Annotated in this window: 24 protein-coding genes; 5 read left to right on the forward strand and 19 right to left on the reverse strand. The window is 57.7% G+C overall.

Annotated features, from left to right (window positions below; translation table 11 throughout):
• Positions 1-100: 100 nt before the first annotated feature.
• The 13 genes from tolB to ACIOU6_RS07870 all read right to left on the reverse strand — a co-directional run bounded on the left by tolB (position 101) and on the right by ACIOU6_RS07870 (position 10,809).
• On the reverse strand, positions 101-1,381 hold the full coding sequence (gene tolB / locus ACIOU6_RS07810) for a Tol-Pal system beta propeller repeat protein TolB (RefSeq protein WP_221730778.1): 1,281 nt from the start codon (positions 1,379-1,381) through the stop codon (positions 101-103).
• 17 nt (positions 1,382-1,398) lie between these two features.
• Complete coding sequence (tolA, locus tag ACIOU6_RS07815) at positions 1,399-2,478, reverse strand: cell envelope integrity protein TolA (RefSeq protein ID WP_401135177.1); 1,080 nt, start codon at positions 2,476-2,478, stop codon at positions 1,399-1,401.
• Positions 2,478-2,930: a protein TolR gene (gene tolR / locus ACIOU6_RS07820; RefSeq protein WP_221730777.1), complete on the reverse strand. Its 453-nt coding sequence runs from the start codon at positions 2,928-2,930 to the stop codon at positions 2,478-2,480. The genes tolA and tolR overlap by 1 nt, the downstream gene beginning before the upstream one ends.
• A gap of 23 nt (positions 2,931-2,953) precedes the next feature.
• A complete protein-coding gene (tolQ, locus tag ACIOU6_RS07825; RefSeq protein ID WP_007912733.1) occupies positions 2,954-3,649 on the reverse strand; it encodes a protein TolQ in 696 nt (231 codons plus the stop codon).
• Positions 3,639-4,106 (reverse strand): tol-pal system-associated acyl-CoA thioesterase, encoded by a 468-nt coding sequence (gene ybgC, locus ACIOU6_RS07830; protein ID WP_123530109.1) that lies wholly within the window; start codon positions 4,104-4,106, stop codon positions 3,639-3,641. The genes tolQ and ybgC overlap by 11 nt, the downstream gene beginning before the upstream one ends.
• Positions 4,107-4,234: 128 nt before the next feature.
• Entirely contained in the window at positions 4,235-5,296 is a 1,062-nt protein-coding gene (gene ruvB / locus ACIOU6_RS07835; protein ID WP_221730687.1) for a Holliday junction branch migration DNA helicase RuvB, read from the reverse strand.
• Positions 5,297-5,905 carry a Holliday junction branch migration protein RuvA gene (gene ruvA, locus ACIOU6_RS07840; protein WP_123467207.1) on the reverse strand — a complete coding sequence of 203 codons (609 nt, stop codon included), beginning with the start codon at positions 5,903-5,905 and terminating at the stop codon, positions 5,297-5,299.
• A 114-nt stretch (positions 5,906-6,019) separates the two neighbouring features.
• On the reverse strand, positions 6,020-6,547 hold the full coding sequence (ruvC, locus tag ACIOU6_RS07845) for a crossover junction endodeoxyribonuclease RuvC (protein ID WP_007962095.1): 528 nt from the start codon (positions 6,545-6,547) through the stop codon (positions 6,020-6,022).
• A 158-nt stretch (positions 6,548-6,705) separates the two neighbouring features.
• Entirely contained in the window at positions 6,706-7,452 is a 747-nt protein-coding gene (locus ACIOU6_RS07850; RefSeq protein ID WP_122589593.1) for a YebC/PmpR family DNA-binding transcriptional regulator, read from the reverse strand.
• 128 nt (positions 7,453-7,580) lie between these two features.
• Positions 7,581-9,356: an aspartate--tRNA ligase gene (gene aspS / locus ACIOU6_RS07855; RefSeq protein ID WP_221730686.1), complete on the reverse strand. Its 1,776-nt coding sequence runs from the start codon at positions 9,354-9,356 to the stop codon at positions 7,581-7,583.
• Positions 9,357-9,464: 108 nt separating this feature from the next.
• On the reverse strand, positions 9,465-9,686 hold the full coding sequence (locus ACIOU6_RS07860; RefSeq protein WP_064119106.1) for an FmdB family zinc ribbon protein: 222 nt from the start codon (positions 9,684-9,686) through the stop codon (positions 9,465-9,467).
• 155 nt (positions 9,687-9,841) lie between these two features.
• Positions 9,842-10,156: a ribbon-helix-helix domain-containing protein gene (locus ACIOU6_RS07865; RefSeq protein ID WP_221730685.1), complete on the reverse strand. Its 315-nt coding sequence runs from the start codon at positions 10,154-10,156 to the stop codon at positions 9,842-9,844.
• Between the two features lie 182 nt (positions 10,157-10,338).
• A complete protein-coding gene (locus tag ACIOU6_RS07870; protein WP_007912745.1) occupies positions 10,339-10,809 on the reverse strand; it encodes a Dps family protein in 471 nt (156 codons plus the stop codon).
• A gap of 311 nt (positions 10,810-11,120) precedes the next feature.
• On the opposite strand from ACIOU6_RS07870, the gene ACIOU6_RS07875 reads away from it, so the two are divergent.
• Positions 11,121-11,723, forward strand: a complete 603-nt coding sequence (locus tag ACIOU6_RS07875; protein WP_221730684.1) for a cold-shock protein — start codon at positions 11,121-11,123, stop codon at positions 11,721-11,723.
• A 70-nt stretch (positions 11,724-11,793) separates the two neighbouring features.
• Here ACIOU6_RS07875 and ACIOU6_RS07880 read toward each other — a convergent pair whose 3' ends face one another.
• Positions 11,794-12,000: a SlyX family protein gene (locus ACIOU6_RS07880; RefSeq protein WP_221730683.1), complete on the reverse strand. Its 207-nt coding sequence runs from the start codon at positions 11,998-12,000 to the stop codon at positions 11,794-11,796.
• 3 nt (positions 12,001-12,003) lie between these two features.
• Positions 12,004-12,429: an HIT family protein gene (locus ACIOU6_RS07885; RefSeq protein WP_401135291.1), complete on the reverse strand. Its 426-nt coding sequence runs from the start codon at positions 12,427-12,429 to the stop codon at positions 12,004-12,006.
• An 896-nt stretch (positions 12,430-13,325) separates the two neighbouring features.
• Here ACIOU6_RS07885 and ACIOU6_RS07890 point away from each other — a divergent pair.
• Positions 13,326-14,597 (forward strand): OprD family porin, encoded by a 1,272-nt coding sequence (locus ACIOU6_RS07890; RefSeq protein WP_221730682.1) that lies wholly within the window; start codon positions 13,326-13,328, stop codon positions 14,595-14,597.
• A 156-nt stretch (positions 14,598-14,753) separates the two neighbouring features.
• Here the strand turns inward: ACIOU6_RS07890 and ACIOU6_RS07895 are convergent, their stop codons facing one another.
• The gene (locus tag ACIOU6_RS07895) at positions 14,754-15,596 is read right to left on the reverse strand and encodes a mechanosensitive ion channel family protein (protein WP_221730681.1); all 843 of its coding nucleotides are present in this window, start codon (positions 15,594-15,596) and stop codon (positions 14,754-14,756) included.
• A gap of 185 nt (positions 15,597-15,781) precedes the next feature.
• The gene (locus ACIOU6_RS07900) at positions 15,782-16,267 is read right to left on the reverse strand and encodes a YajQ family cyclic di-GMP-binding protein (RefSeq protein ID WP_027619814.1); all 486 of its coding nucleotides are present in this window, start codon (positions 16,265-16,267) and stop codon (positions 15,782-15,784) included.
• A 140-nt stretch (positions 16,268-16,407) separates the two neighbouring features.
• On the opposite strand from ACIOU6_RS07900, the gene ACIOU6_RS07905 reads away from it, so the two are divergent.
• From ACIOU6_RS07905 to ACIOU6_RS07915, 3 genes are read left to right on the forward strand one after another with little or no spacing between them, the layout of a single operon-like run.
• Entirely contained in the window at positions 16,408-17,325 is a 918-nt protein-coding gene (locus ACIOU6_RS07905) for a putative 2-dehydropantoate 2-reductase (protein ID WP_401135187.1), read from the forward strand.
• Between the two features lie 45 nt (positions 17,326-17,370).
• Complete coding sequence (locus ACIOU6_RS07910; RefSeq protein WP_401135190.1) at positions 17,371-19,407, forward strand: ATP-binding protein; 2,037 nt, start codon at positions 17,371-17,373, stop codon at positions 19,405-19,407.
• Positions 19,408-19,410: 3 nt separating this feature from the next.
• On the forward strand, positions 19,411-19,995 hold the full coding sequence (locus tag ACIOU6_RS07915) for a cob(I)yrinic acid a,c-diamide adenosyltransferase (protein WP_401135192.1): 585 nt from the start codon (positions 19,411-19,413) through the stop codon (positions 19,993-19,995).
• Positions 19,996-20,113: 118 nt separating this feature from the next.
• On the opposite strand, the gene ACIOU6_RS07920 is transcribed toward ACIOU6_RS07915, so the two are convergent.
• Positions 20,114-21,058 carry a Nudix family hydrolase gene (locus ACIOU6_RS07920; protein WP_221730677.1) on the reverse strand — a complete coding sequence of 315 codons (945 nt, stop codon included), beginning with the start codon at positions 21,056-21,058 and terminating at the stop codon, positions 20,114-20,116.
• Positions 21,055-21,687, reverse strand: a complete 633-nt coding sequence (locus ACIOU6_RS07925) for a glutathione S-transferase family protein (protein ID WP_401135194.1) — start codon at positions 21,685-21,687, stop codon at positions 21,055-21,057. The genes ACIOU6_RS07920 and ACIOU6_RS07925 overlap by 4 nt, the downstream gene beginning before the upstream one ends.
• Positions 21,688-21,765 lie beyond the last annotated feature (78 nt).

Raw genomic sequence — 21,765 nt, forward strand, 5'->3', positions numbered from 1 at the left:
CATGGCCAGAGCCAGCGCAGCAAATTTACCAAACTTCAGCATTTCCATCGTGAAACTCCTAATGAACCCCAGTGTGTTAAGTAAAACGTGTAGCGCCCGCTCACTTCAGGTAAGGGGACCAGGACGGTTCTCTGACTTCGCCTTGAGCGGTAGGAAGCGGGAGCCTAACGCGTCCATTAATGGACACGAGCATCAAGACTCCCCGGCCCTGCTGGCGGGTGGCGTAGATTACCATGGTGCCGTTGGGCGCAACAGTGGGTGACTCGTCCAGAGTGCTATCAGTGAGGATCTTTACACTGCCGCGCTGCAAATCCTGGGCCGCCACCTTGAAATTGGTGAAACCGTCCTGGCGATGGATCATCACCAAGGTCTTCTCATCAGCCGAAAGCTTCGGGTTGGCATTGTAGTTGCCAATGAAGGTCACACGCTCAGCACCACCGCCGCTTACGCTGGTTTTGTAGATCTGCGGCTTGCCGCCACGGTCCGAGGTGAAGTAGATGGTCGAGCCATCTTTGCCCCAGAACGGTTCGGTATTGATGCCAGGACCTGCGGTTACACGGGTGATCTGACGTGAAGCAAGGTTCATCACGTAGATATCCGGGTTACCGTCTTTGGACAGCACGAATGCCAGACGATCGCCATTTGGCGACCAGGCTGGCGCGCCGTTCAGGCCTTCGAAGTTGGTGATCTGCTCACGGCGACCGGTGTCGATGTTCTGCATGAAGATGCGCGGACGCTTCTGCTCGAACGACACGTAGGCGATGCGTTTACCATCCGGAGCGAAACGCGGAGACAGGATCGGCTCACGCGATTGCAGCAGAGTCACGGCACGGGCACCGTCATAATCCGAACGCTGCAGGGTGTAGCGAGTGTTCTTCTCGGAGAAGCGCTCCGCCGTCACGTAAAGCAGACGCGTCGAAAACGCACCCGGGATACCGGTGAGCTTTTCGAACGACTGGTCAGCGATGAAGTGCGCCATGTCGCGCAGTTGCTCAGTCGTACCGGAAACACTGCCGTCAGCGACTTTCTGCTCGGTGGCAACGTTGAACAGTGCCCATTGGACCTGCAGGCGACCGCCTGCCGGAGCGATGCTGCCGACCATCATGTATTGAGCACCTACCGCCTTCCAGTCACGGAAGATGATTTCGCTCGGCTGGCTTGGCTGACTGATCATGTTTTGCTTTGGAATCGGCGAGTAGTAGCCCGAGTTACGCAAATCGTTACCAATGATCTCAGCTATGTCGTCCGGCAGAACAGCACCGCCCTGAAAACCGAACGGCACTACAGCGATCGGGGTGGCCCGATCGCTACCGCTGGTGACCAGAATGTTCTTTTCATCAGCCATCGCGATCCCTGCCATGCAGCAGATCACGACCAGCATTCCTCGAAGAAGGTTTCTCACAAGGCTAGATCCTCAGGTGTGAATGTCATCTTGAATGAACGATACGGAGCGAAATCGCTCGGCTTCATTCCCTGCATTTCTGTCAAACGTCCAATATTCTTCACTGCCGCCACTGCCGAAGCATCGAACGGACCATCGCCACTGGACTTGGACACGTTGACCGTAGTCACCGTGCCGTCCGGCAACATGCCGATTTGCAACACGACCGTCATGCCTTTGCGCGCTGAAGGTGGGCGTGCCCAGCCTTCCGCTGCTCGCGCACGAATCAAGTCATCGAAACTGCCCGCGACTTCGTCACCCTGCTCATCAGGCAAGGCCTGCTGGCGCTGCGGCGTATCGGAAAGCAAATCTGCCAGGGCCTGAGCCTTTTTCTCTTCAGCAGATTTACGTGCCGCTTCCTGCGATTTCTTCTTCGCAGCATCGGCAGCCGCTTTCTTCTTCGCGTCGTCGGCGATTTTCTTCTTCGCCTCTTCAGCTTCAGCTTTCTTCTTGGCGTCTTCGGCGGCTTTCTTCTTCGCGTCTTCGACGATCTTCTTTTTGGCTTGTTCAGCGGCCGCTTTCTTAGCCTCTTCTTCAGCAGCCTTTTTCGCTTCTTCTTCGGCTTTCTTCTTGGCTATATCAGCCAATTGTTTCTCTTCTGCCTTCTTGGCTTCGGCGGTCTTCTTCGCTTCATCGGCTTTCTTGGCTTCATCAGCCTTTTTCGCCTCGTCCGCTTTTTTAGACTCGTCGGCCTTCTTGGCTTCCTCGGCCTTTTGAGCCGCTTCTTCTTTCTTTTGTTCCGCAGCTTTCACCGCTTCCTGCTCGACCTTTTTCTGTTCCATCTGCTCGACTTCGGTCTGGCGTGCGGCGGATTTCTTCGCCTCACCCGCAATCTTCTGATTGGTCTGGGTGGTTGCCTGACTTTTCGATTTCAGTTGATACAGGGTCGCCTGGACAATCGGCTTGGCCGGAGGCAGTTCCGGTGTGAAGGCAAAACTGACAAACAGCATGCCGAACACCAGCACGTGCAAGACAATCGCCCAGACACTAGGCCAGAAGAAGCTTTCCGAGGCGGACGGCTCTCTCTGTTGCCGCATCAGGGGGCCTCGGTAATCAAACCAACATTACCGACCCCGGCTTTCTGCAACCCGCCCATGGCGCCCATGACGGCACCATAGTCAACGGTTTTGTCGCCACGGATAAAGACCTGAGTACGCTTGCCGCCTTCGTTGCCGGCACGAATGATCTTGGTCACCGCATCGGTCATTTGCGGCAGGGTCATGGCCCTGTCCTGTTGCTTCTCGGTGTCGACTTCACTGCCAAGGTTCCAGTAGTAGGTCTTGTCAGCCTTGATCGAAATGGTCAGGACCTGGGTGTTGTTGTCCTGCGGCAAGGCTTCGCTGGAAACCTTGGGCAGATCAACTTTCACGCCCTGATTGAGCATCGGCGCGGTCACCATGAAGATGACCAGCAGCACCAACATCACGTCGATGTAGGGCACTACGTTCATCTCGGCAACCGGCTTGCGCTTTTTGCGAGCTCGAGCGATTAAAGCCATTGGAAATTACCTGCTTATTCTTCGCTGGTGTGCACTTTGCGGTGCAGGATCGCCTGGAATTCATCGGCGAAGGTGTAGTAGCGGCTCAGCAAGGTTTCGCTGCGTGCAGAGAAACGGTTGTAAGCAATAACGGCCGGAATCGCGGCGAACAGACCGATCGCCGTGGCGATCAAAGCCTCAGCGATACCCGGAGCCACCGTGGCGAGGGTCGCTTGCTGGGCGCTGGCCAGACCGCGGAAGGAGTTCATGATGCCCCAAACGGTACCGAACAGACCGATGTACGGGCTGACCGAACCCACAGTGGCGAGGAACGGCAGGCTCTGCTCCAGTTTCTCTTCTTCACGGGAGATGGCGACGCGCATGGCTCGGGCCACACCTTCCATCACCGCTTCAGGGTCGACACCTGGCTGCTGGCGCAGACGGGAGAACTCTTTGAAGCCGGCGCGAAAAATCTGCTCCACACCCGAATCCGGGTCCGGGTTGCTGCCCGCCTGACGGTATAGCTTGGACAGGTCGATACCCGACCAGAAGCGCTCTTCGAAGCTCTCCAGGGCACGTCGACCGGCACGCAGCAGGTTGCTGCGCTGAAAGATCATGATCCATGAGGTCACCGATGCGGCCACCAGAGTCAACATTACCAACTGCACCACGATGCTGGCATTGCTGACCAGGCTCCACATGGAGGAATGGTCGACGACGTTAGCTTCCACGCTTTATCTCCTGCTTTGAGTGTGTACCCGGGCCACCCGCGTCGGCAAAGGCCGCACGCAGGTCTTCGGGAAGGGCCCGGGGTTTCAAACTGTTAGTGCGCACACAGGCCACCAAAAACTGCCCTTCACAGAGCAGCACATTATCCGTAGCCCGCCTGACCTGCTGTTTAAAGCGCAGGCTGGCACGGTTCAATTCGATTACTTCAGCGCTTACCAGCAATTCGTCGTCCAGTCGCGCCGGCGCGTGGTAGCGCGCTTCGCTGGAGTGCACGACAAACAACAGGTCCTCCCCTGCCAGCTGCGATTGGGCAAAGCCCAGCTCGCGGAGCCGCTCGGTTCGAGCCCGTTCCATAAACTTGAGGTAATTAACGTAATACACGATGCCGCCCGCATCGGTGTCCTCGTAATAAACGCGACAACGATGTGCGAACGGCTCAAGCCCGTTTTGCGCGCGCATACTCTAGTGCTTACTCCTCAGGTTGCCAATCCGGCCAGGCAACTGTTTTTTCGTTGTTCAAAGGCTTTGCCGCAAAAGTACCGTCCTCTGACAGTACAAACCCTGAATAAATCGACAACAAATGTGTATTAATCGTCCACAGCATCGAGAAACTCGTCTACCACGGGCATCTCACCCATTCGTGACGGAACATTTAAACCGAAATGCAGGTACGCATGGCGCGTCACTACCCTGCCCCGCGGTGTGCGCATGATGTAGCCCTGCTGAATCAGGTAAGGTTCCAGCACATCTTCAATGGTGTGGCGCTCTTCGCTGATCGCGGCAGCAAGGCTGTCGATCCCGACCGGACCGCCATCGAACTTCTCGATCATGGTCAGGAGCAAACGCCGGTCCTGATGATCGAAACCGTGTTCGTCGACATCCAGCAGGTTCAGCGCCAGATCGGCAACCGATTTGGTGATATGCCCCTTGGCCCGCACTTCAGCAAAATCGCGCACCCGGCGCAGCAGGCGGTTGGCAATGCGTGGCGTACCACGGGCACGACGAGCAATTTCGAAGGCGCCTTCCGGATCCAGCGGCAGGCCAAGGATATTCGCCGAACGACTGACAATCGTCGACAGATCCGCCGTGCTATAGAACTCAAGACGCTGAACGATACCGAAACGGTCCCGCAGCGGGTTGGTCAGCATGCCGGCGCGGGTGGTCGCACCGACCAAGGTGAACGGCGGCAGATCAAGCTTGATCGAACGCGCCGCCGGCCCTTCACCGATCATGATGTCGAGCTGGAAATCCTCCATTGCCGGGTACAGCACTTCTTCGACAATCGGCGACAGACGATGGATTTCGTCGATGAACAGCACATCGTGCGGTTCAAGATTGGTCAACAACGCGGCCAGATCACCGGGGCGCTCAAGCACCGGGCCCGAAGTGCTCTTGATCGACACGCCCATTTCCTGGGCGATGATGTTGGCCAGCGTGGTTTTACCCAGCCCCGGCGGACCGAAGATCAGCGTGTGGTCGAGCGATTCACTACGGCCACGGGCAGCCTGGATGAACAGTTCCATCTGCTCGCGCACGGTCGGTTGGCCAATGTAGTCAGCCAGGCTGACCGGACGAATGGCCCGATCCTGGACTTCTTCGCGCTCACGCGGGCTATGCGCGGCAGCAATCAGACGATCAGCTTCAATCACTTAAATCATTCCCTTCAGGGCGCGGCGGATCATGTCTTCACTGCTCAGATTCTTGTCCTTGATCGCGGAAATCGCCTTGCTCGCTTCCTGCGGCTTGTAGCCCAGGGAAATCAGTGCGCTGACCGCATCGTTTTCGGCGGTATTGACCGGCGCCGGGCCGTCCGGCTGGTTCGGCACCAGGGCAAACATGGCCGGCGAGGTTTCCCAGGCCTTGAAGCGATCTTTCAGTTCGACCAACAAACGCTCGGCGGTTTTCTTGCCGACGCCGGGCACCTTGGTCAGCGCCGAAGTGTCCTGGGACTGCACGCAGCGGATCAATTCATCGACTTCCAGACTCGACATCAATGCCAGCGCCAGTTTTGGCCCGACACCATTGAGACGGATCAACTCGCGAAAAAAGTCTCGCTCACGCTTGCCGGCAAAACCATAGAGTAACTGCGCGTCTTCGCGTACGACCAAATGGGTGTGCAGGGTCAGCGGCTCACCGACCGACGGCAGGCGGTAAAGGGTGGTCATGGGCACTTCCAGCTCATACCCGAGGCCGTTTACATCCAGAATCAGGTGCGGCGGCTGTTTCTCAGCCAGGGTGCCGCGCAAGCGTCCAATCACGTTTCAGATCCTTGAGCGTTGGCCAGCCGTGGGCTAGCGACAGTCAGAGCGAAGAAGTCGGGCCGACAACACAGGCGCCAAACCTCTCACTCCGTAAATTTGATGCTGATGCTATCAGAGACGCAGGCGCCCGCCACGACTGCGTGCTGTTCCCAAGCCATGCGGCAACAGGCTGGAGCGGGTGTGCGCGTGACAAATGGCAATCGCCAGGGCATCGGATGCATCGATTTGCGGTTTGCTGGTCAGCTTGAGCATGTGCATGACCATCATCTGCACCTGCTCTTTATTCGCCGCGCCAGTGCCGACTACGGCCTGCTTGACCTGGGTCGCCGTGTATTCGGCAATCTCCAGACATTCTTCTGCGCCGGCGACAATCGCGGCTCCACGGGCCTGCCCCAACTTCAGCGCCGAATCGGCGTTTTTCGCCATGAACACCTTTTCGATGCCCATGGTGACAGGACCGTAGGTCTGAATGATTTCACGCACACCGCGATAGACGATTTGCAGACGCTCATGCAATTCGCCAGCACCGGTGCGAATGCAACCCGAGGCCACATAAATGCAGCCGCCGCGTCCGGTATCGCGAACAATGCCGTAGCCGGTGATACGCGAACCGGGGTCGATACCAAGAATTAAAGTCATAACGCCTGCAGATTCGGTGAAAACACGAATTTCAAAACGACGAATAACCAATATGGGAGCGGGCTTGCTCGCGAAAGCGGTGTGTCATTCAGCATTTAAATCTGCTGATACGCCGCATTCGCGAGTAAGCCCGCTCCCACATTCAAGCCTAGTCGCTCTTAACCGAGCTGAGCGGCCACGTCTTCCGGGATGTCCGCGTTGGAATAGACGTTCTGCACGTCATCCAGGTCTTCAAGCATGTCGATCAGCTTGAGCACCTTTTCCGCGCCGTCCAGATCCAGTTCAGCGCTGGTGGTCGGCTGCATGACGATTTCCGCGTCATCCCCCTTGAACCCGGCCGCTTCCAGCGCGTTTCGTACGGCGTAGAAGCTGGTGAACGAGGTGAAAACATCGATCGATCCGTCTTCGTGGGTGACCACGTCGTCGGCATCGGCTTCCAGAGCCGCCTCGGTCAACGCGTCTTCGTCAACGCCCGGCGCGAAGCTGATCTGCCCCTTGCGTTCGAACAGATACGCCACCGAACCGTCAGTACCGAGGTTACCGCCACATTTGCTGAACGCGTGGCGTACCGCTGCTGCTGTGCGATTACGGTTGTCGGTCATGCATTCAACCATCACCGCCACGCCGCCAGGGCCGTATCCTTCGTAGGTCAGCTCTTCGACGTTGTCCGCTTCGGTCGCACCGGCGCCACGCGCAACGGCACGATCGATGATGTCGCGGCTCATGTTCGCGCTCAGCGCCTTGTCCAGGGCCAGACGCAGACGCGGGTTGGAACCCGGATCACCGCCGCCCTGACGGGCCGCAACGGTCAACTCGCGGATCCACTTGGTGAAAATCTTGCCTCTCTTGGCATCCTGACGTTCTTTGCGGTGCTTGATGTTCGCCCACTTGGAATGACCTGCCATAACTCGCTCCGAATTCTCTTTGAAACGTCGCCCGCCGCGCACGTCGCGCAGCCAGCAAACAAAAAATCTCGACCTGCTTTCTACAGAAAGAAAAAAGGCGCATCCGAAGATGCGCCTTCAGGCCCGTCTTACTCAGCCTTTGGCGTTTCGCGCAAACGAATGTGCAGCTCACGCAATGCCTTGGCGTCCACCACGCCCGGTGCTTGCGTCATCACGTCGGCAGCACTCTGGGTTTTCGGGAAGGCGATCACTTCACGGATCGACTGGGCGCCGGTCATCAGCATTACCAGACGGTCCAGACCGAAGGCCAGACCACCGTGCGGCGGCGCACCGTACTTCAGCGCGTCGAGCAGGAAGCCGAACTTCTCTTCCTGTTCCGCTTCGTTGATACCCAGCAGACGGAACACCGACTGCTGCATTTCCTTACGATGGATACGGATCGAACCGCCACCCAGTTCGGTGCCGTTCAGCACCATGTCGTACGCGCGCGACAGAGCGCCAGCCGGGTTGGCTTCGAGCTCTTGCGGCGTGCACTTCGGCGCGGTGAACGGGTGGTGCAGCGCAGAGAAGCTGCCGTCGTCGTTTTCTTCGAACATCGGGAAGTCGACGACCCACATTGGCGCCCACTCGCAGGTCAACAGCTTCAAGTCGTGACCGAGCTTGATGCGCAGTGCACCCAGCGCTTCGCTGACGATCTTGGCCTTGTCGGCGCCGAAGAACACGATGTCGCCATCGACTGCGCCAACGCGATCGAGGATCACGTTCAGCTTGTCTTCCGGGATGTTTTTCACGATCGGCGATTGCAGACCTTCAACACCAGCAGCGCGCTCGTTGACCTTGATGTACGCCAGGCCCTTGGCACCGTAGATGCCGACGAACTTGGTGTAATCGTCGATCTGCTTGCGCGGCATGCTCGCCCCGCCTGGAACGCGCAACGCAGCGATACGGCATTTCGGATCGTTGGCCGGGCCGCTGAACACCTTGAAATCGACTTCTTTCAACTGATCGGCAACGTCGACCAGTTCCAGCGGGTTACGCAGGTCTGGCTTGTCGGAACCGTAACGACGCATGGCCTCTTCGAAAGTCATGTGCGGGAAATCGCCGAATTCCAGACCCAGCACTTCCTTGAACAGGTTGCGGATCATTTCTTCGGTCAGGCCCATGATCTCTTTTTCATCGAGGAAGCTGGTCTCGATGTCGATCTGGGTGAATTCCGGCTGACGGTCAGCGCGCAAGTCTTCGTCGCGGAAGCACTTGGCGATCTGGTAGTAACGGTCGAAGCCGGCCACCATCAACAGTTGCTTGAACAGTTGCGGCGATTGCGGCAGAGCAAAGAACGAACCGGCATGGGTGCGGCTCGGCACCAGATAGTCACGCGCGCCTTCCGGAGTAGCACGGGTCAGGATCGGTGTTTCCACGTCGAGGAAGCCGTTTTCATCGAGGAAGCGACGGATGCTGGTGGTCATGCGCGAACGCAGACGCAGCTTCTCGGCCATTTCCGGGCGACGCAGGTCGAGGAAGCGATAGCGCAGGCGGGTTTCTTCGCCAACGTCAGAAAACTCGTTCAGCGGGAACGGCGGGGTTTCCGACTCATTCAGCACTTCCAGTTCGTAGCCCAGGACTTCGATCATGCCCGACGCCATGTTGGCGTTGGTGGCACCGGCCGGACGCAGGCGAACCTTACCGGTGATTTTCACGACGTATTCACTGCGCACGCGATCGGCGGCGGCGAAGCTCTCGGCGCGATCCGGATCGAATACCACCTGAGCCAGACCATCACGATCACGGATATCGAGGAAAATCACCCCGCCGTGGTCGCGACGACGGTGAACCCATCCGCAAAGGGTAATTTCCTGGCCTTCCAGGCTTTCGTTCAGTTGGCCGCAATAGTGGCTGCGCATCATGGTAGTGGTTCGCTTCTCGTAATTCGAAATTCGGTGGAGATCCGGCCGCACTCAAGCATTGTGCGACTGACGGAAACTCACGCGTGTCGTTCGACCGGGGTTTGAACCCTAGTCAGATTTGTCGCCACCGGCCAGATTCTTCTTGGTTCCGGTCTTGAAATCGGTTTCGTACCAACCGCTGCCGCTAAGGCGAAAGCCGGGCATGGACAGCTGTTTCTTGAGCTCTGGCGCCTGGCAGGCAGGGCAGTCGACCAGCGGTGCCTCGCTGATCTTTTGAATGGCTTCCAACTGATGACCACAGGAAGCGCATTGATAATCGTACATCGGCATGGGGGTGTCTCGGCGATCAGATTGCCACCGCGAGCAGGGCTTTGCGGCGAAAGAGCGGGATTATATCCATTAAATGCGGCCTGTGCAGCCGTAAGACTGCACAGGCCGCGACCTCGTTTGCAACCACTGTGTCAGAGCGAATTGACCGGTGTTGTTTACTTGACCCCGTTCATGACGCACACCACTCGAACCAGAGCGCTGAAATTTTTCACGCCGCCATGACGCAGATGCACCTCACGATCAACGTGGGACAACAGCGAACTGATCGAACAACAATTGTCTGCGGCCATATTGCCGAGGATGTTCCAGTAAACCTGCTCAAGTCGCAGGCATGTCGCGTATCCGTTCAAACGCACGGATCGGGACAACGGCTGAATCAATGACATATCGAATTCGTTGACGAACGGATCGACTTTCAACTCATGTGGCAAGCCGACAATCCTGTCGCCCCGCCTGTCTCCCTCTACCATATCGGTGACACTCCTTTGCCATCTCTGCTTGTTTTCAAAGCCACATCCTGTGACTTCATAAAAGCGCAGACGCAAAGTTATATCCAGATGACTTGGTGACCATCACCGTAGGATAAGCCAACGACACAGGTACGAATCCGGACAGCACGCGAGCAGTCCGCAGACCTGCTCGCGTGCCAGGGTTATGCTTCGAGCAAAGCGCGCAGCATCCAAGCGGTTTTCTCGTGAACCTGCATGCGCTGGGTCAACAGGTCGGCAGTCGGCTCATCGCTGACCTTGTCGAGCAGCGGGAAGATACCGCGCGCGGTGCGGGTCACGGCTTCCTGCCCGTCGACCAATTGTTTGATCATGTCCTCGGCGCTTGGCACGCCCACCTCTTCCTTGATAGAGGAGAGACGTGCGTAAGTGGCATAGGCGCCCGGCGCCGGAAAGCCCAGCGCGCGAATGCGTTCGGCGATCAGATCCACGGCCAGCGCCAGCTCGTTGTACTGCTCTTCGAACATCAAATGCAGCGTACGGAACATCGGACCTGTGACGTTCCAGTGGAAGTTATGGGTTTTCAGATACAGCACGTAGGTGTCCGACAGCAGACGCGACAGTCCCTCGACGATGGACTTGCGATCCTCTTCACTGATACCGATATCGATTGCCATGTTTACCCCCTAACGGCGATTGAATTCATCCAACAGGTGCAGGCCCACTCTAGCAAGGCTGTCGCCAGCCCGCAGCCTCGAAAACCTGAACAGGCTGCGACAAAAAGACCGGTGCTGTGCCGCTGGCCGGGCTGATTTGAGTAGCAGCAGGCTTTGCTGTTAAATAGGCAGTGTGTCGCTACGCCCCATTTTTCGGGGTTTCGCGCATAGGCTGATGCCGTGTACGTGTCCACCGCCTCTTATTTTGTCCCGAAGCGAACCGTGCATCTTCAGCTCTTCCTTGTGAGCCGTTATAAAGTGAGCCATTCAAAATGTTGAAAATCGTCCACCTGCTAATGGGCGCAGCAGCATTGCTGCTGTCGTTCATACCCAGCTTGAAATCCGAAGCCGTTCCTTACCTGCAACAACCCGATGCACTTTACCTGGCCTTTTTCGGCCTGCTGAACCTGGTGATTGCTCCAGTGATTCCTTACTGGAACAAAGGCCCGCGCCAGCATCTGCAAAACCTGGTCAGTGCGCTTCTGGTGCTGACTGTCGTCCTGCAAACCTTGACCCTGATCGCGCCGATGCCCGTCATCGCCGGCCAACCAGCCGTGTTGTTCAGCCTGGTGATTGCCCTGACAGCCGTAATCCTGCACCTGGCCGTCAGCTTCTATAGATCTTCACCTGCCGCGGCGCCAACCAGCTACGACATGACCAACCGCGATACCGGCACCGTCAAGTGGTTCAACACGTCCAAAGGCTTCGGCTTTATCTCCCGGGATTCCGGCGATGATATTTTCGTGCACTTTCGCGCGATCCGTGGCGAAGGCCACCGCGTTCTGGTCGAAGGCCAGCGCGTAGAGTTCTCGGTGATGAACCGGGACAAGGGCCTGCAAGCCGAGGACGTGATCGCGGCTCTGCCGCGTCGCTGATCCAAGGCATAAAAAAACCGCGAACAGCTTGCTGTTCGCGGTTTTTTTTGCCCAACGAAAAGTGCCCACCTCAATAGTGCGGTGGTGGCGCTTCTTCTTCGAAAGAGCTGAACTGCCCGACCATTTCTTCCTGACGCTTGAGCAGTGCGGCCATCTGCAATTGCAGGCGCTCGACTACCCGTTGTTGCGCCACCAGCACGTCGTTCAACGCTTGAATGGTGTCATCCTGAAACGCCAAACGGCTTTCCAGATCGTTAACGCGTTGTTCCAGACTCATGCCTCAGCCCTCCACAAAGGTGAAATCATCGGTCAGCACGACACGCAATCGATCGCGAATAGCAGCTACCTCTTCGCTGCTATAAGGCGTGGCCGGGTGCTTGCCCCACACAGGCGCTGGCCAAGCGGCGTCATCGCGTTTTCGCACTATCACATGCATGTGCAACTGGCTGACCACGTTACCCAACGCTGCGACATTCATTTTGTCGGCATCGAACAAGTCTTTGAGCAACTCGGCCAATGCGGTGGTTTCCAACCAAAACTGCTGTTGATCGGCGACATCCAACTGAAACAACTCACTGATATCGTCACGACGAGGCACCAGGATAAACCACGGGTAGCTGGCGTCGTTGGACAGCAACAGCCGGCAGAGCGGAAAGTCGCCGATGGCAAGGGTGTCCTGTTGTAGTCGTGAATCTAAAGCAAACACTGCGCGCACTCCCGGCTGATCTACATAATTCAGCTTAGCGGCCTCGCCCGAGGGCGGCGCGCCAAGCGACAGACAGGCAGCATACCTGCGAATGCGCCCGTCTTCACGACGACAACGCCGCTGGACATTATCCGAACGCCCCGAGATGGGACATTTATCGACACCCTGCACCAGCACGGCCCCCGAATTGAAGAGCAGCACACAAAATGGACCGAAAATCCTGAAGCACTAGCGATCAACCTCAACCCGAACTGCATGAATCCGGTACAGCCTGTTAAATTTTTTGCACCAAAACCGCACAATGCGTCTACGCTCAGTGCGCAGGGCATCCGCAAAATACTCACCTGTGGGGTGAACCGGTAACGTTTTTGGTTGTCACGCGCTTGCAACGGCACGGCAACACCATAAGAACAATCGCGTCAAGCCCTGAGAACCGAGGGGCTTTTCGCCCAGTATTTATGAGGCTTTTACAGGTAAAAACAGGCGTTCAGAAAAAAAGCCACACCGAAATTGCGGTTTGTGCACGCTTGTTGCATTCGTACTCATATGGACTCTAAGCGCACCACGGGACGTGGGAGCCTTAAGACCAACAAAAACAGTGGCAAGGCTGCCCGATGGAGATTCAAGTGTTTTGCCAGGGACTCTTTTTTAGCGATGCAAAAGGCTAGAAAAACAGCGAAAAGTTGTCGGTCCGATTGCATCGGTACTGTGAATTTGCGACATCTACCCAGCCATCTGCGACAGTGTCGTAAAGAAGGTGAAAGGTTGGACTCGCAAGTATCGCCAACATTGTCAGCGTGATATAAGTTTGCGCCGACACAAAAAGAAAGAGCCGCCCAGATAATAAAACAGGTGGGACGGCAGTACTCTTCTAAAAACCAAAGGAGCAAATCACGATGCGCGTGATGAAGTGGAGCATGATCGCCCTGGCTGTTGCAGCAGGCACCTCGCAGTTCGCAATGGCGTCTTCCCAAGAGGAATCCAAGGGCTTTTTTGAAGATCAGAGCCTGAATGTTCACAGCCGTATGCTGTACATGAACCGTGATTTCAAAAACAACCCTAGCACTTCGCAAAGTTATCGCGAAGAGACTGGTCTCGGCCTACGTGCTACGTACGAGTCGGGCTTTACTCAGGGCACCGTAGGTGTCGGTGTAGATGCCTTGGCCAATGGCATGATCAAACTGGACAGCGGCCGTGGCCGTACCGGTAACGGCATGTTCGGTCGTGATAGCGAAGGCCGGCCAGAAGACACCCAATCGAAGGTTGGCGGTGCAGTTAAGTTCCGTCTGTCCGACACTGTCCTGAAATATGGTAACCAATACGTTGCCAGCCCTGTCTTCTCGACAGACGACAGCCGCTTGCTGCCAGAAGTTGCTACCGGCACCATCATCACTAGTAAAGAAATCAAAGGTCTGGAGCTGACCGCCGGTCGCTTCTCCGCTCTGAGCTCGCAGACTGGTATGGGCCGCGACAGCATCAACGGACCGCACAACCCAGGCCTGACCAGTGCCAACATTGCCGGCGCTACCTACCAGTTCACCGACAACTTTGTAGCTGGCGTGGCTGCTTCCGATGTAGATGACTACTTCAAGAAGCAATACATAAACGCTAACTACACCCTGCCGATCAACGAAGATCAGTCCCTGAACTTCGACTTCAACGGCTATCGCTCCAAGAGCCAGGGTCAAGAACTGAGCGGCAATGTTGACAACCGCATCTGGTCCCTCGCAGCTGCCTATAGCATCGGCGCTCACAAGTTCACCCTGGCTCACCAGCGCTCTACCGGTGACACCGGTTATGTTTACGGCGTTGACGGCGGCGGCACTATCTTCCTCGCCAACTCCATCCAATACTCCGACTTCAACGGCCAAGATGAGCGTTCCTGGCAGGCTCGCTACGACCTGAACATGAAAACCTACGGCGTTCCTGGCCTGAGCTTCATGACTCGTTACGTCCGGGGTGACAACATCACCACAGGCGCCGAAGAAGGTAAAGAACACGAGTTCGACTTCGAAACCAAGTACGTTATGCAAAGCGGTCCGGCCAAAGATCTGTCTTTCCGCTTGCGTAGCGCGATCTACCGTGCAAACTCCTCTTATAACGGCATCAACGGCAACGACAACAACGACACCCGCCTGATCATCGAATACCCGCTGAGCATTTTGTAATTCAGCGCTAGTTCGAAGACGGCAACAAAAAAACGCTCACCTGATCCAGGTGAGCGTTTTTTTTGTATCTGGTTTCATACAGTCTTTAATTGTTGCTAGTTAGATAGCAACCTAACAATGCAACACTGACGAAACCTTCAGGTTGTAACTCAGATGTTATTGCGGCGCCGTTTCCTGAACCACACGAATGACTCGCTGTGGAAACGGAATATCAATCCCTGCAGCCTTCAAGCGATCCCGTGATTGTTCGTTAAACATGAACATCACATCCCAGTAATCCGCGGTTTTAACCCACGCTCGCAGGGAAACCGTGATCGAACTGTCGCCCAAGGTCGAAATCACCGCCTGTGGCGCTGGATCTTGCAGAACACGCTCATCCTTGGCCAGATCCAGCAGCACCTGACGCGCCTGCTGCAGATCGGCTTCGTAATCCACACCCACATCGAACACAACCTTACGGGTTGGCTGACGGTTGGTGTTGGTAATGATGCCGTTCGACAGGTTGCCGTTCGGCAGGATGATGGTTTTGTTGTCGCCGGTCCGCAGCACGGTGTGGAAAATCTGGATGCTGTCGACCGTACCCGACACGCCTTGCGCCTCAATCCAGTCACCGATACGGAACGGACGGAACAGCAGAATCAGCACGCCGCCCGCAAAGTTAGCCAGGCTGCCCTGCAATGCCAGACCGATGGCCAGGCCGGCAGCACCGATGGCTGCAACAAACGAGGTGGTTTCCACACCGATCATCGAAGCGACGCTGACGATCAGCAGCACTTTGAGAATGACGTTGGCCAGACTACTGATAAAGCCTTGCAGCGCCAGGTCGGCGTTACGCAGAGCCAATAAGCCACCGAGCTTGCGCGTGACCTTGTTGATCAGCCACCAGCCGATGGCCAACGTGATCACTGCCAGTAGCACACGGCTGCCGTATTCCATGATCATCGGGATCCACGCTTGGGATACCCTGACCAGGTTGTCCACCTCAGCATTCAAATCCATGTTGTATCTCCTGATTTCCGGCTACGCGGCACGCAAAGAATAAGTAGCGCAAAGACCCGCCGGGGAAAATAAAATCCGAGTGAGAGAGGGTTTGCCCGCGAAGGCGGTGCCTCAGTGAACCTTATTGCTCAATGACACACCGCGTGCTTGAGCAAGCCCGCTCCCACAGATTGCGCGGATAGCGCTTAGTCGCGGAAGTTGTTGAACTGCAGCGGCATGCCGAATTCCTTGGCACGCAGAGCCGCGATGGCTTCTTGCAGGTCATCACGCTTCTTGCCGGTAACGCGCACCTGCTCGCCCTGAATGGCGGCCTGTACCTTGAGCTTGGCGTCCTTGATGTGGCCGACGATCTTCTTCGCCAGTTCCTTGTCGATACCTTCCTTGAGCACGGCATCCTGTTTCATCAGTTTGCCCGATGCGTAAGCGTCCTTGACCTCAAGACACTGCACATCGATCTTGCGCTTGACCAGGGCCAGTTTGAGGATCTCAATCATCGCCTCCAGCTGGAAATCGGCTTCAGCGGTCAGGTTGACGGTCAGGTCTTTTTCCTTGAACTCGAAGCTGCCTTTGCCTTTCAGGTCATAACGACGATCGAGTTCCTTCACGGCGTTCTCGACCGCGTTGGTGAGTTCGTGTTTGTCCAGTTCGGATACCACGTCGAACGACGGCATGTAATCTCTCCAATAAAAAGGCGCGCTCGATGAGGATCGAGCGCGCTTGGCTTGCGGTTAAAATCGGGCTCATTATAACGGGTCTTTTCTTACCGACACGGCGAGCCGCACATGCCTGCAACCAATCGAGCAAAAAACTGATGTCTATCCCTTGGCATGTTCTTGGCGCCGGCAGTCTCGGCACCCTTTGGGCTGCGCGGCTGGCTCGCGCTGGCTTGCCGGTCCGGCTGATCGTGCGGGACGCGATGCGCTTGCACAGCTATCAGGCAGCCGGCGGATTAACCCTCGTGGAACAAGGACAAGCCAAGACTTATGCAGTTCCCGGCGAAACGCCGGACAGCCCAGAACCGATCCGTCGCCTGTTGTTGGCCTGCAAGGCCTACGATGCCGAAAGCGCTGTCGCCCTGCTCGCCCCGCGCCTGGCGCCGGATGCCGAACTGATCCTGCTGCAAAACGGCCTGGGCAGCCAGGACGCTGTCGCCGCGCAAGTGCCGCAAGCACGCTGCATCAGTGCCTCCAGCACCGAAGGCGCGTTCCGCGATGGTGACTGGCGCGTGGTGTTTGCCGGCCACGGTTACACCTGGCTCGGCGATGCCGCTCACCCGGTAGCGCCGATCTGGCTGGATGATCTGGACGCAGCGAACATCCCCCATGAATGGAGCACCGACATCCTCACCCGGTTGTGGCGCAAGCTGGCGCTCAATTGCGCGATCAATCCGCTGACCGTGCTGCACAACTGCCGCAACGGCGGCTTGCAGGAGCACCACTGCGAAGTGGCCACGTTGTGCGCAGAACTGGCGGAGTTGCTTCAGCGTTGCGGCCAACCGGCAGCCGCCGACAACCTGCAACAGGAAGTGGAACGAGTGATCCAGGCCACCGCCGCCAATTACTCATCGATGTATCAGGACGTGGCCAACCAGCGCCGCACCGAGATCAGCTATCTATTGGGCCACGCCTGCAAAGTCGCCGCACGCCACCAATTGAATCTGCCGCACCTCAGCCAATTGCAGCATCGACTGGTCGCTCATCTGCGCAGCCTCGGATTGCCCAGCGACTGAGCAGCGGCTACGCTGGCCACTTGTTCCTTTGCTGCGATAAACCTGATGCCATTGCGCCAGCGCCTCGAAAACCTGCCCGTCGGCCAGAAACTGCTGGCCGCCCTGCTGGTGCTGTTGACCACTGTCTTGCTCGTCGCCAACCTGACTTTTATCAGCGCCGCTTATTACATCTCCCAGGAAAGCATGGCCCCGCAAGCCTTGCAGACCATCGGCCGGCTGATTGCCAACCCAAGTCTGGTCAGCGAAGCCCTGCAATCACCGCAGAGCGCCGAACGACTGCTCAAGGAGCTCGACAGCTATTCACCATTACGCGCCGCCGCCCTGTATGACGGCAATGGCGAACGACTGGCGCAAGTGCAGCATGGTGACAAGCTCAACTTGCCGGAACACGATCGGCACATCGAAGCCTGGCAACTGACCGAGTTTCGCAGCAATCAATTGATCACCCTGCCCCGCCCTGGCACTTCACCCGGTCATCTGTTGCTGGTGGCCAGCAGCGAATTGCCGATGGCGTTCTACACCGGCACGCTCACCGCGAGTCTCGGCATCCTGATTTTCAGTGTGCTGCTTTGGCTGGTGATTGCCCGGCAGATCAAACGCCTGATCACCCGCCCGATCCACGAACTTGAAGAACTCTCGCGCCAAGTCACCCGCGAAGAGAACTACGCCCTGCGTGCTTCGCGCGGTAACCACGACGAAATCGGCAGCCTTGCCGAGGCGTTCAACACCATGCTCTCGCGCATCGAAGCCCGCGAACAGCAGCTCAAACGCGCCCGCGACGACTCACAAGCCGCTTTCGATCAGGCCCAGGGGCTTGCCGAAGAAACCCGGCACACCAACCGTAAACTGGAACTGGAAGTCCAGGTGCGCAGCAAGATCGAGAAAAAACTCACCGGTTTCCAGAACTACCTCAACAGCATCATCGACTCCATGCCCTCGGCGCTGATCGCCCTCGACGAGCAGCTCTACGTCACCCAGTGGAACCAGGAAGCCAGTGCCCTGTCCGGCACGCGACTCGACGAAGCGCTGAACCAGCCGATCTTCCTGGCGTTCGAACCGCTCAAGCCGTTTCTGCCGCAGCTCAAGGAAACCGTCGAGCAACACACGGTAGCGAAAATCGAGCGCGTAACCTGGTTCAAGGACGACGAGCCCAAGCACTACGCCCTGACCTTCTACCCGCTGATGGGCGGCGCCGGGCGGGGCGTGGTGATCCGCATCGACGACATCACCCAACGCCTGTCGCTGGAAGAAATGATGGTGCAGTCCGAGAAAATGCTCTCGGTCGGCGGTCTCGCCGCAGGCATGGCCCACGAAATCAATAACCCGCTGGGCGCAATCCTGCACAACGTGCAGAACATCCGCCGGCGCCTGTCGCCGGACCTGCCGAAGAACCTCGAAACCGCCGAACAGTTGGGCATTGAACTCGACACGGTCAACCGCTACCTGCAGGGCCGAGAAGTCCCGAAATTGCTCGATGGCATTCAGCAGGCCGGTGCCCGGGCGGCGAAAATCGTCACCCACATGCTCAGCTTCAGCCGTCGTAGCACCCGACAACTGGCCCCGTGTGATTTGCCGGCGCTGATTGATCAAGCGGTGGAAATCGCTGGCAACGACTTCGATCTGGCCATCGGTTTTGACTTCAAGGGACAGGCGATCATCCGTCAGTTCGACCCTGCGCTCGGCCCGGTTCCAGGCACGGCCAACGAACTGGAACAAGTCCTGCTCAACCTGCTGAAAAACGCCGCGCAAGCGATTCACCAGCGCGAAGACGACAGCGAGCCGGGGCGAATCATTCTGCGTACCAAGCTCAATCCACCGTGGGCCGAGATTCAGGTCGAGGACAACGGCATCGGCATGAGCGAGAACGTGCGTAAACGCATTTTCGAACCGTTCTTTACCACCAAGGAAGTCGGCCAGGGCACAGGCCTTGGGTTGTCGGTGTCGTACTTCATCATCACCAATAACCACAAAGGGCAGATGGAAGTGCAATCGGCGCCGGGCCAGGACACCTGCTTCACCCTGCGCCTTCCGTTGGCCCAACCTGCGCCCATTGCGGCTGAAACCCATCAACTATCGAGGTAACCCATGGGCTTTCGCCTGTCGAAGATTTACACCCGCACCGGCGACACCGGCGAAACCGGCCTGGGCGATGGCCGCCGCGTGCCGAAGGATCACCCACGCATCGAGGCGATTGGCGAGGTTGATACGCTGAACAGTCAGGTCGGCGTATTACTGGCCGGCCTGATTGCCGAGCGCGAGACCTATCCGCGCCTGAGTGAACTGATCGAGGTATTGGCGCCTTGTCAGCATCGGCTGTTCGACTTGGGTGGCGAGTTGGCAATGCCGGAATATCAGGCGCTGAACGCAGCGGAAATCGAACGGCTGGAAACGGCGATTGACGTGTGGAATGAGGAGTTGGGGCCGCTGGAGAATTTCATTCTGCCAGGCGGTTCGATGTTGATCGCTCAGGCCCATGTGTGTCGAAGCCTGGCCAGGGGTGCCGAGCGACGCTGTCAGCATTTGAACGCAATTGAGCCGTTGGCCGGGGTTGGGCTGGCGTATATCAATCGGCTGTCGGATTTGTTGTTTGTCGCGGCGCGGTTGATTGCGCGGCGGCAGGGGGTGGCGGAGATTCTTTGGCAGCCTGCTGCAAAACCTTCAGGACAGTAGCGCCTGACCGGACGCCTTCGCGAGCAAGCCCCCAGGTGATTGCATTCCAATTAAAGGAACCCGATCAACTGTGGGAGCGGGCTTGCTCGCGAAGAGGCCAGCAGCATCACCACATATTTCAGCTCTCTGGCCAGAACGCCCGAATCCCCGCCACACCCTGAGCACCAACCCCCCAAGCCTTCTCCCGCTGCGCCGGACCAACGCCGCCGAGCAGGAACACCGGTTTGCTGCAACCTTCGATCAACGCCGAAGCCTGTTCCCAGCCCAGCGGCGGCGCATCCGGGTGAGTCAACGTCGGCTGCACCGGCGACAGGGTCACGAAATCCACCCCCATCTGCTCGGCCAGAGCCAACTCTTCTGCGCTATGGCAAGACGCCGCCAACCAACGCTGCGCCGGCAACGGGCGACCCGCCGCGGCGTATTTGCGCAACTGCGCAGAAGTGATATGCCAACCCGCAGACGGGAAATCACCGAGCCATTCGAACGGCCCTTTGATCATCAACTGCGCTTTACCGGCACACAGACCGGCGGCGTCTACCGCCAGATCGCGGTACTTCGGGTCATAGCCATTGGGCGCGCGCAACTGGATCAGCTTGATCCCGCCAGCAATCGCCTTCTGGATGCCGCGCAACAACGCCGCAGTTTCCAGGTCTTGCGGGGTGATCAGGTACTCAGCAGGCAACCGCGCCGCCGCAACGATCGGCTGGTTGGCGGCCGGGAACTCATAATTCGCCAGTTCCTTGGCGCTCACCCAGACCAATGGCTGGCCTTCGGCGCCATGGGGGTCGCCGCTGAAGCTCGAGACTTCCCAGACATCCAGCAACACCTGCTTATCTGGATAGTCATGGCGCACTTTGATCAATGGCCGGGCAGCGCCAACGACGATACCCAACTCTTCCTGCAGCTCACGGGCCAGCGCGCTTTCAACTGATTCGCCAGCCTCGACCTTGCCACCGGGGAACTCCCACAAACCACCCTGATGCTGGGTATCGGCACGGCGGGCGATGAGAATCTTGCCACTGTCGTCACGGATGACGGCAGCAGCGACGTGTACACGTTTCACGGGGTCAATTCCTCCAGTCCAGCCTTCTGCCATGCCTTGAAGGCCGGCCATTGGTAGACGGTTTCAACATAGGCTTCGTCAGCCGCGGGCAGCTTCACCTGATAGGTGCGCAGACGCACGGCAATCGGGGCGAAGAACGCATCGGCCAGGCTCACGCGGCCAAACAGGTACGGCCCTTCTTCGGTGGCGACAGCACGGCATTCGGCCCACAACGCGAGCATGCGTTCGATATCGACCTTCACCTCCGGCGGCACCGGGTTCAGCGGCGCATCGTGGCTCAGGTTGAACGGCATGTGGTTACGCATGGCGAAGAAGCCGCTGTGCATTTGTGCACAGGCGGATCGGGCCTGGGCGCGGGCCGCGATGTCGGTCGGCCAGAGTGACTCGGACGGGAACTGCTCGGCCAGGTATTCGGCAATCGCTAGCGAATCGGCGATGGTGCCGCGCGCGGTTTTCAGCAGCGGCACCTTGGCCGTCGGTGAATGCTTGAGCAGTTGCTCACGGGTGTCGGGCTTGCCGAGTTTGACCCGTTCTTCGCTGTAAGGCGCGCCGGTCAGTTCAACGGCCAGGGCGGCACGTAGCGACCATGAAGAAAGCAGTTTGTCGCCGATGATCAGGTGCATGGACATGGTTTTGGCGCCTTTTCGTCAGAGGAAAAGCTTTGGGACTTGTGGTGTCTGGACTGCCGTCTTCGCGAGCAGCTCACA

The sequence above is a fragment of the Pseudomonas sp. NPDC087615 genome, assembly GCF_044743445.1.
In the GTDB taxonomy this organism is placed as follows: domain Bacteria; phylum Pseudomonadota; class Gammaproteobacteria; order Pseudomonadales; family Pseudomonadaceae; genus Aquipseudomonas; species Aquipseudomonas baetica_A.

Bases quoted from the DNA above. Each gene is read 5' to 3' on its own strand.
- ACIOU6_RS07890 (WP_221730682.1), top strand. From the start codon at position 13,326: ATGCGCGTGATGAAGTGGAGCATGATCGCCCTGGCTGTTGCAGCAGGC.
- ACIOU6_RS07850 (WP_122589593.1), bottom strand. From the start codon at position 7,452: ATGGCAGGTCATTCCAAGTGGGCGAACATCAAGCACCGCAAAGAACGT.
- ACIOU6_RS07875 (WP_221730684.1), top strand. From the start codon at position 11,121: ATGTTGAAAATCGTCCACCTGCTAATGGGCGCAGCAGCATTGCTGCTG.
- ACIOU6_RS07870 (WP_007912745.1), bottom strand. From the start codon at position 10,809: ATGGCAATCGATATCGGTATCAGTGAAGAGGATCGCAAGTCCATCGTC.
- ACIOU6_RS07925 (WP_401135194.1), bottom strand. From the start codon at position 21,687: ATGTCCATGCACCTGATCATCGGCGACAAACTGCTTTCTTCATGGTCG.
- ACIOU6_RS07880 (WP_221730683.1), bottom strand. From the start codon at position 12,000: ATGAGTCTGGAACAACGCGTTAACGATCTGGAAAGCCGTTTGGCGTTT.
- ruvC (WP_007962095.1), bottom strand. From the start codon at position 6,547: ATGACTTTAATTCTTGGTATCGACCCCGGTTCGCGTATCACCGGCTAC.
- ACIOU6_RS07865 (WP_221730685.1), bottom strand. From the start codon at position 10,156: ATGGTAGAGGGAGACAGGCGGGGCGACAGGATTGTCGGCTTGCCACAT.
- ACIOU6_RS07915 (WP_401135192.1), top strand. From the start codon at position 19,411: ATGGGCTTTCGCCTGTCGAAGATTTACACCCGCACCGGCGACACCGGC.
- ACIOU6_RS07860 (WP_064119106.1), bottom strand. From the start codon at position 9,686: ATGCCGATGTACGATTATCAATGCGCTTCCTGTGGTCATCAGTTGGAA.
- aspS (WP_221730686.1), bottom strand. From the start codon at position 9,356: ATGATGCGCAGCCACTATTGCGGCCAACTGAACGAAAGCCTGGAAGGC.
- tolB (WP_221730778.1), bottom strand. From the start codon at position 1,381: ATGCTGGTCGTGATCTGCTGCATGGCAGGGATCGCGATGGCTGATGAA.
- ACIOU6_RS07895 (WP_221730681.1), bottom strand. From the start codon at position 15,596: ATGGATTTGAATGCTGAGGTGGACAACCTGGTCAGGGTATCCCAAGCG.
- ACIOU6_RS07910 (WP_401135190.1), top strand. From the start codon at position 17,371: ATGCCATTGCGCCAGCGCCTCGAAAACCTGCCCGTCGGCCAGAAACTG.
- ybgC (WP_123530109.1), bottom strand. From the start codon at position 4,106: ATGCGCGCGCAAAACGGGCTTGAGCCGTTCGCACATCGTTGTCGCGTT.
- ACIOU6_RS07905 (WP_401135187.1), top strand. From the start codon at position 16,408: ATGTCTATCCCTTGGCATGTTCTTGGCGCCGGCAGTCTCGGCACCCTT.
- tolA (WP_401135177.1), bottom strand. From the start codon at position 2,478: ATGCGGCAACAGAGAGAGCCGTCCGCCTCGGAAAGCTTCTTCTGGCCT.
- ACIOU6_RS07900 (WP_027619814.1), bottom strand. From the start codon at position 16,267: ATGCCGTCGTTCGACGTGGTATCCGAACTGGACAAACACGAACTCACC.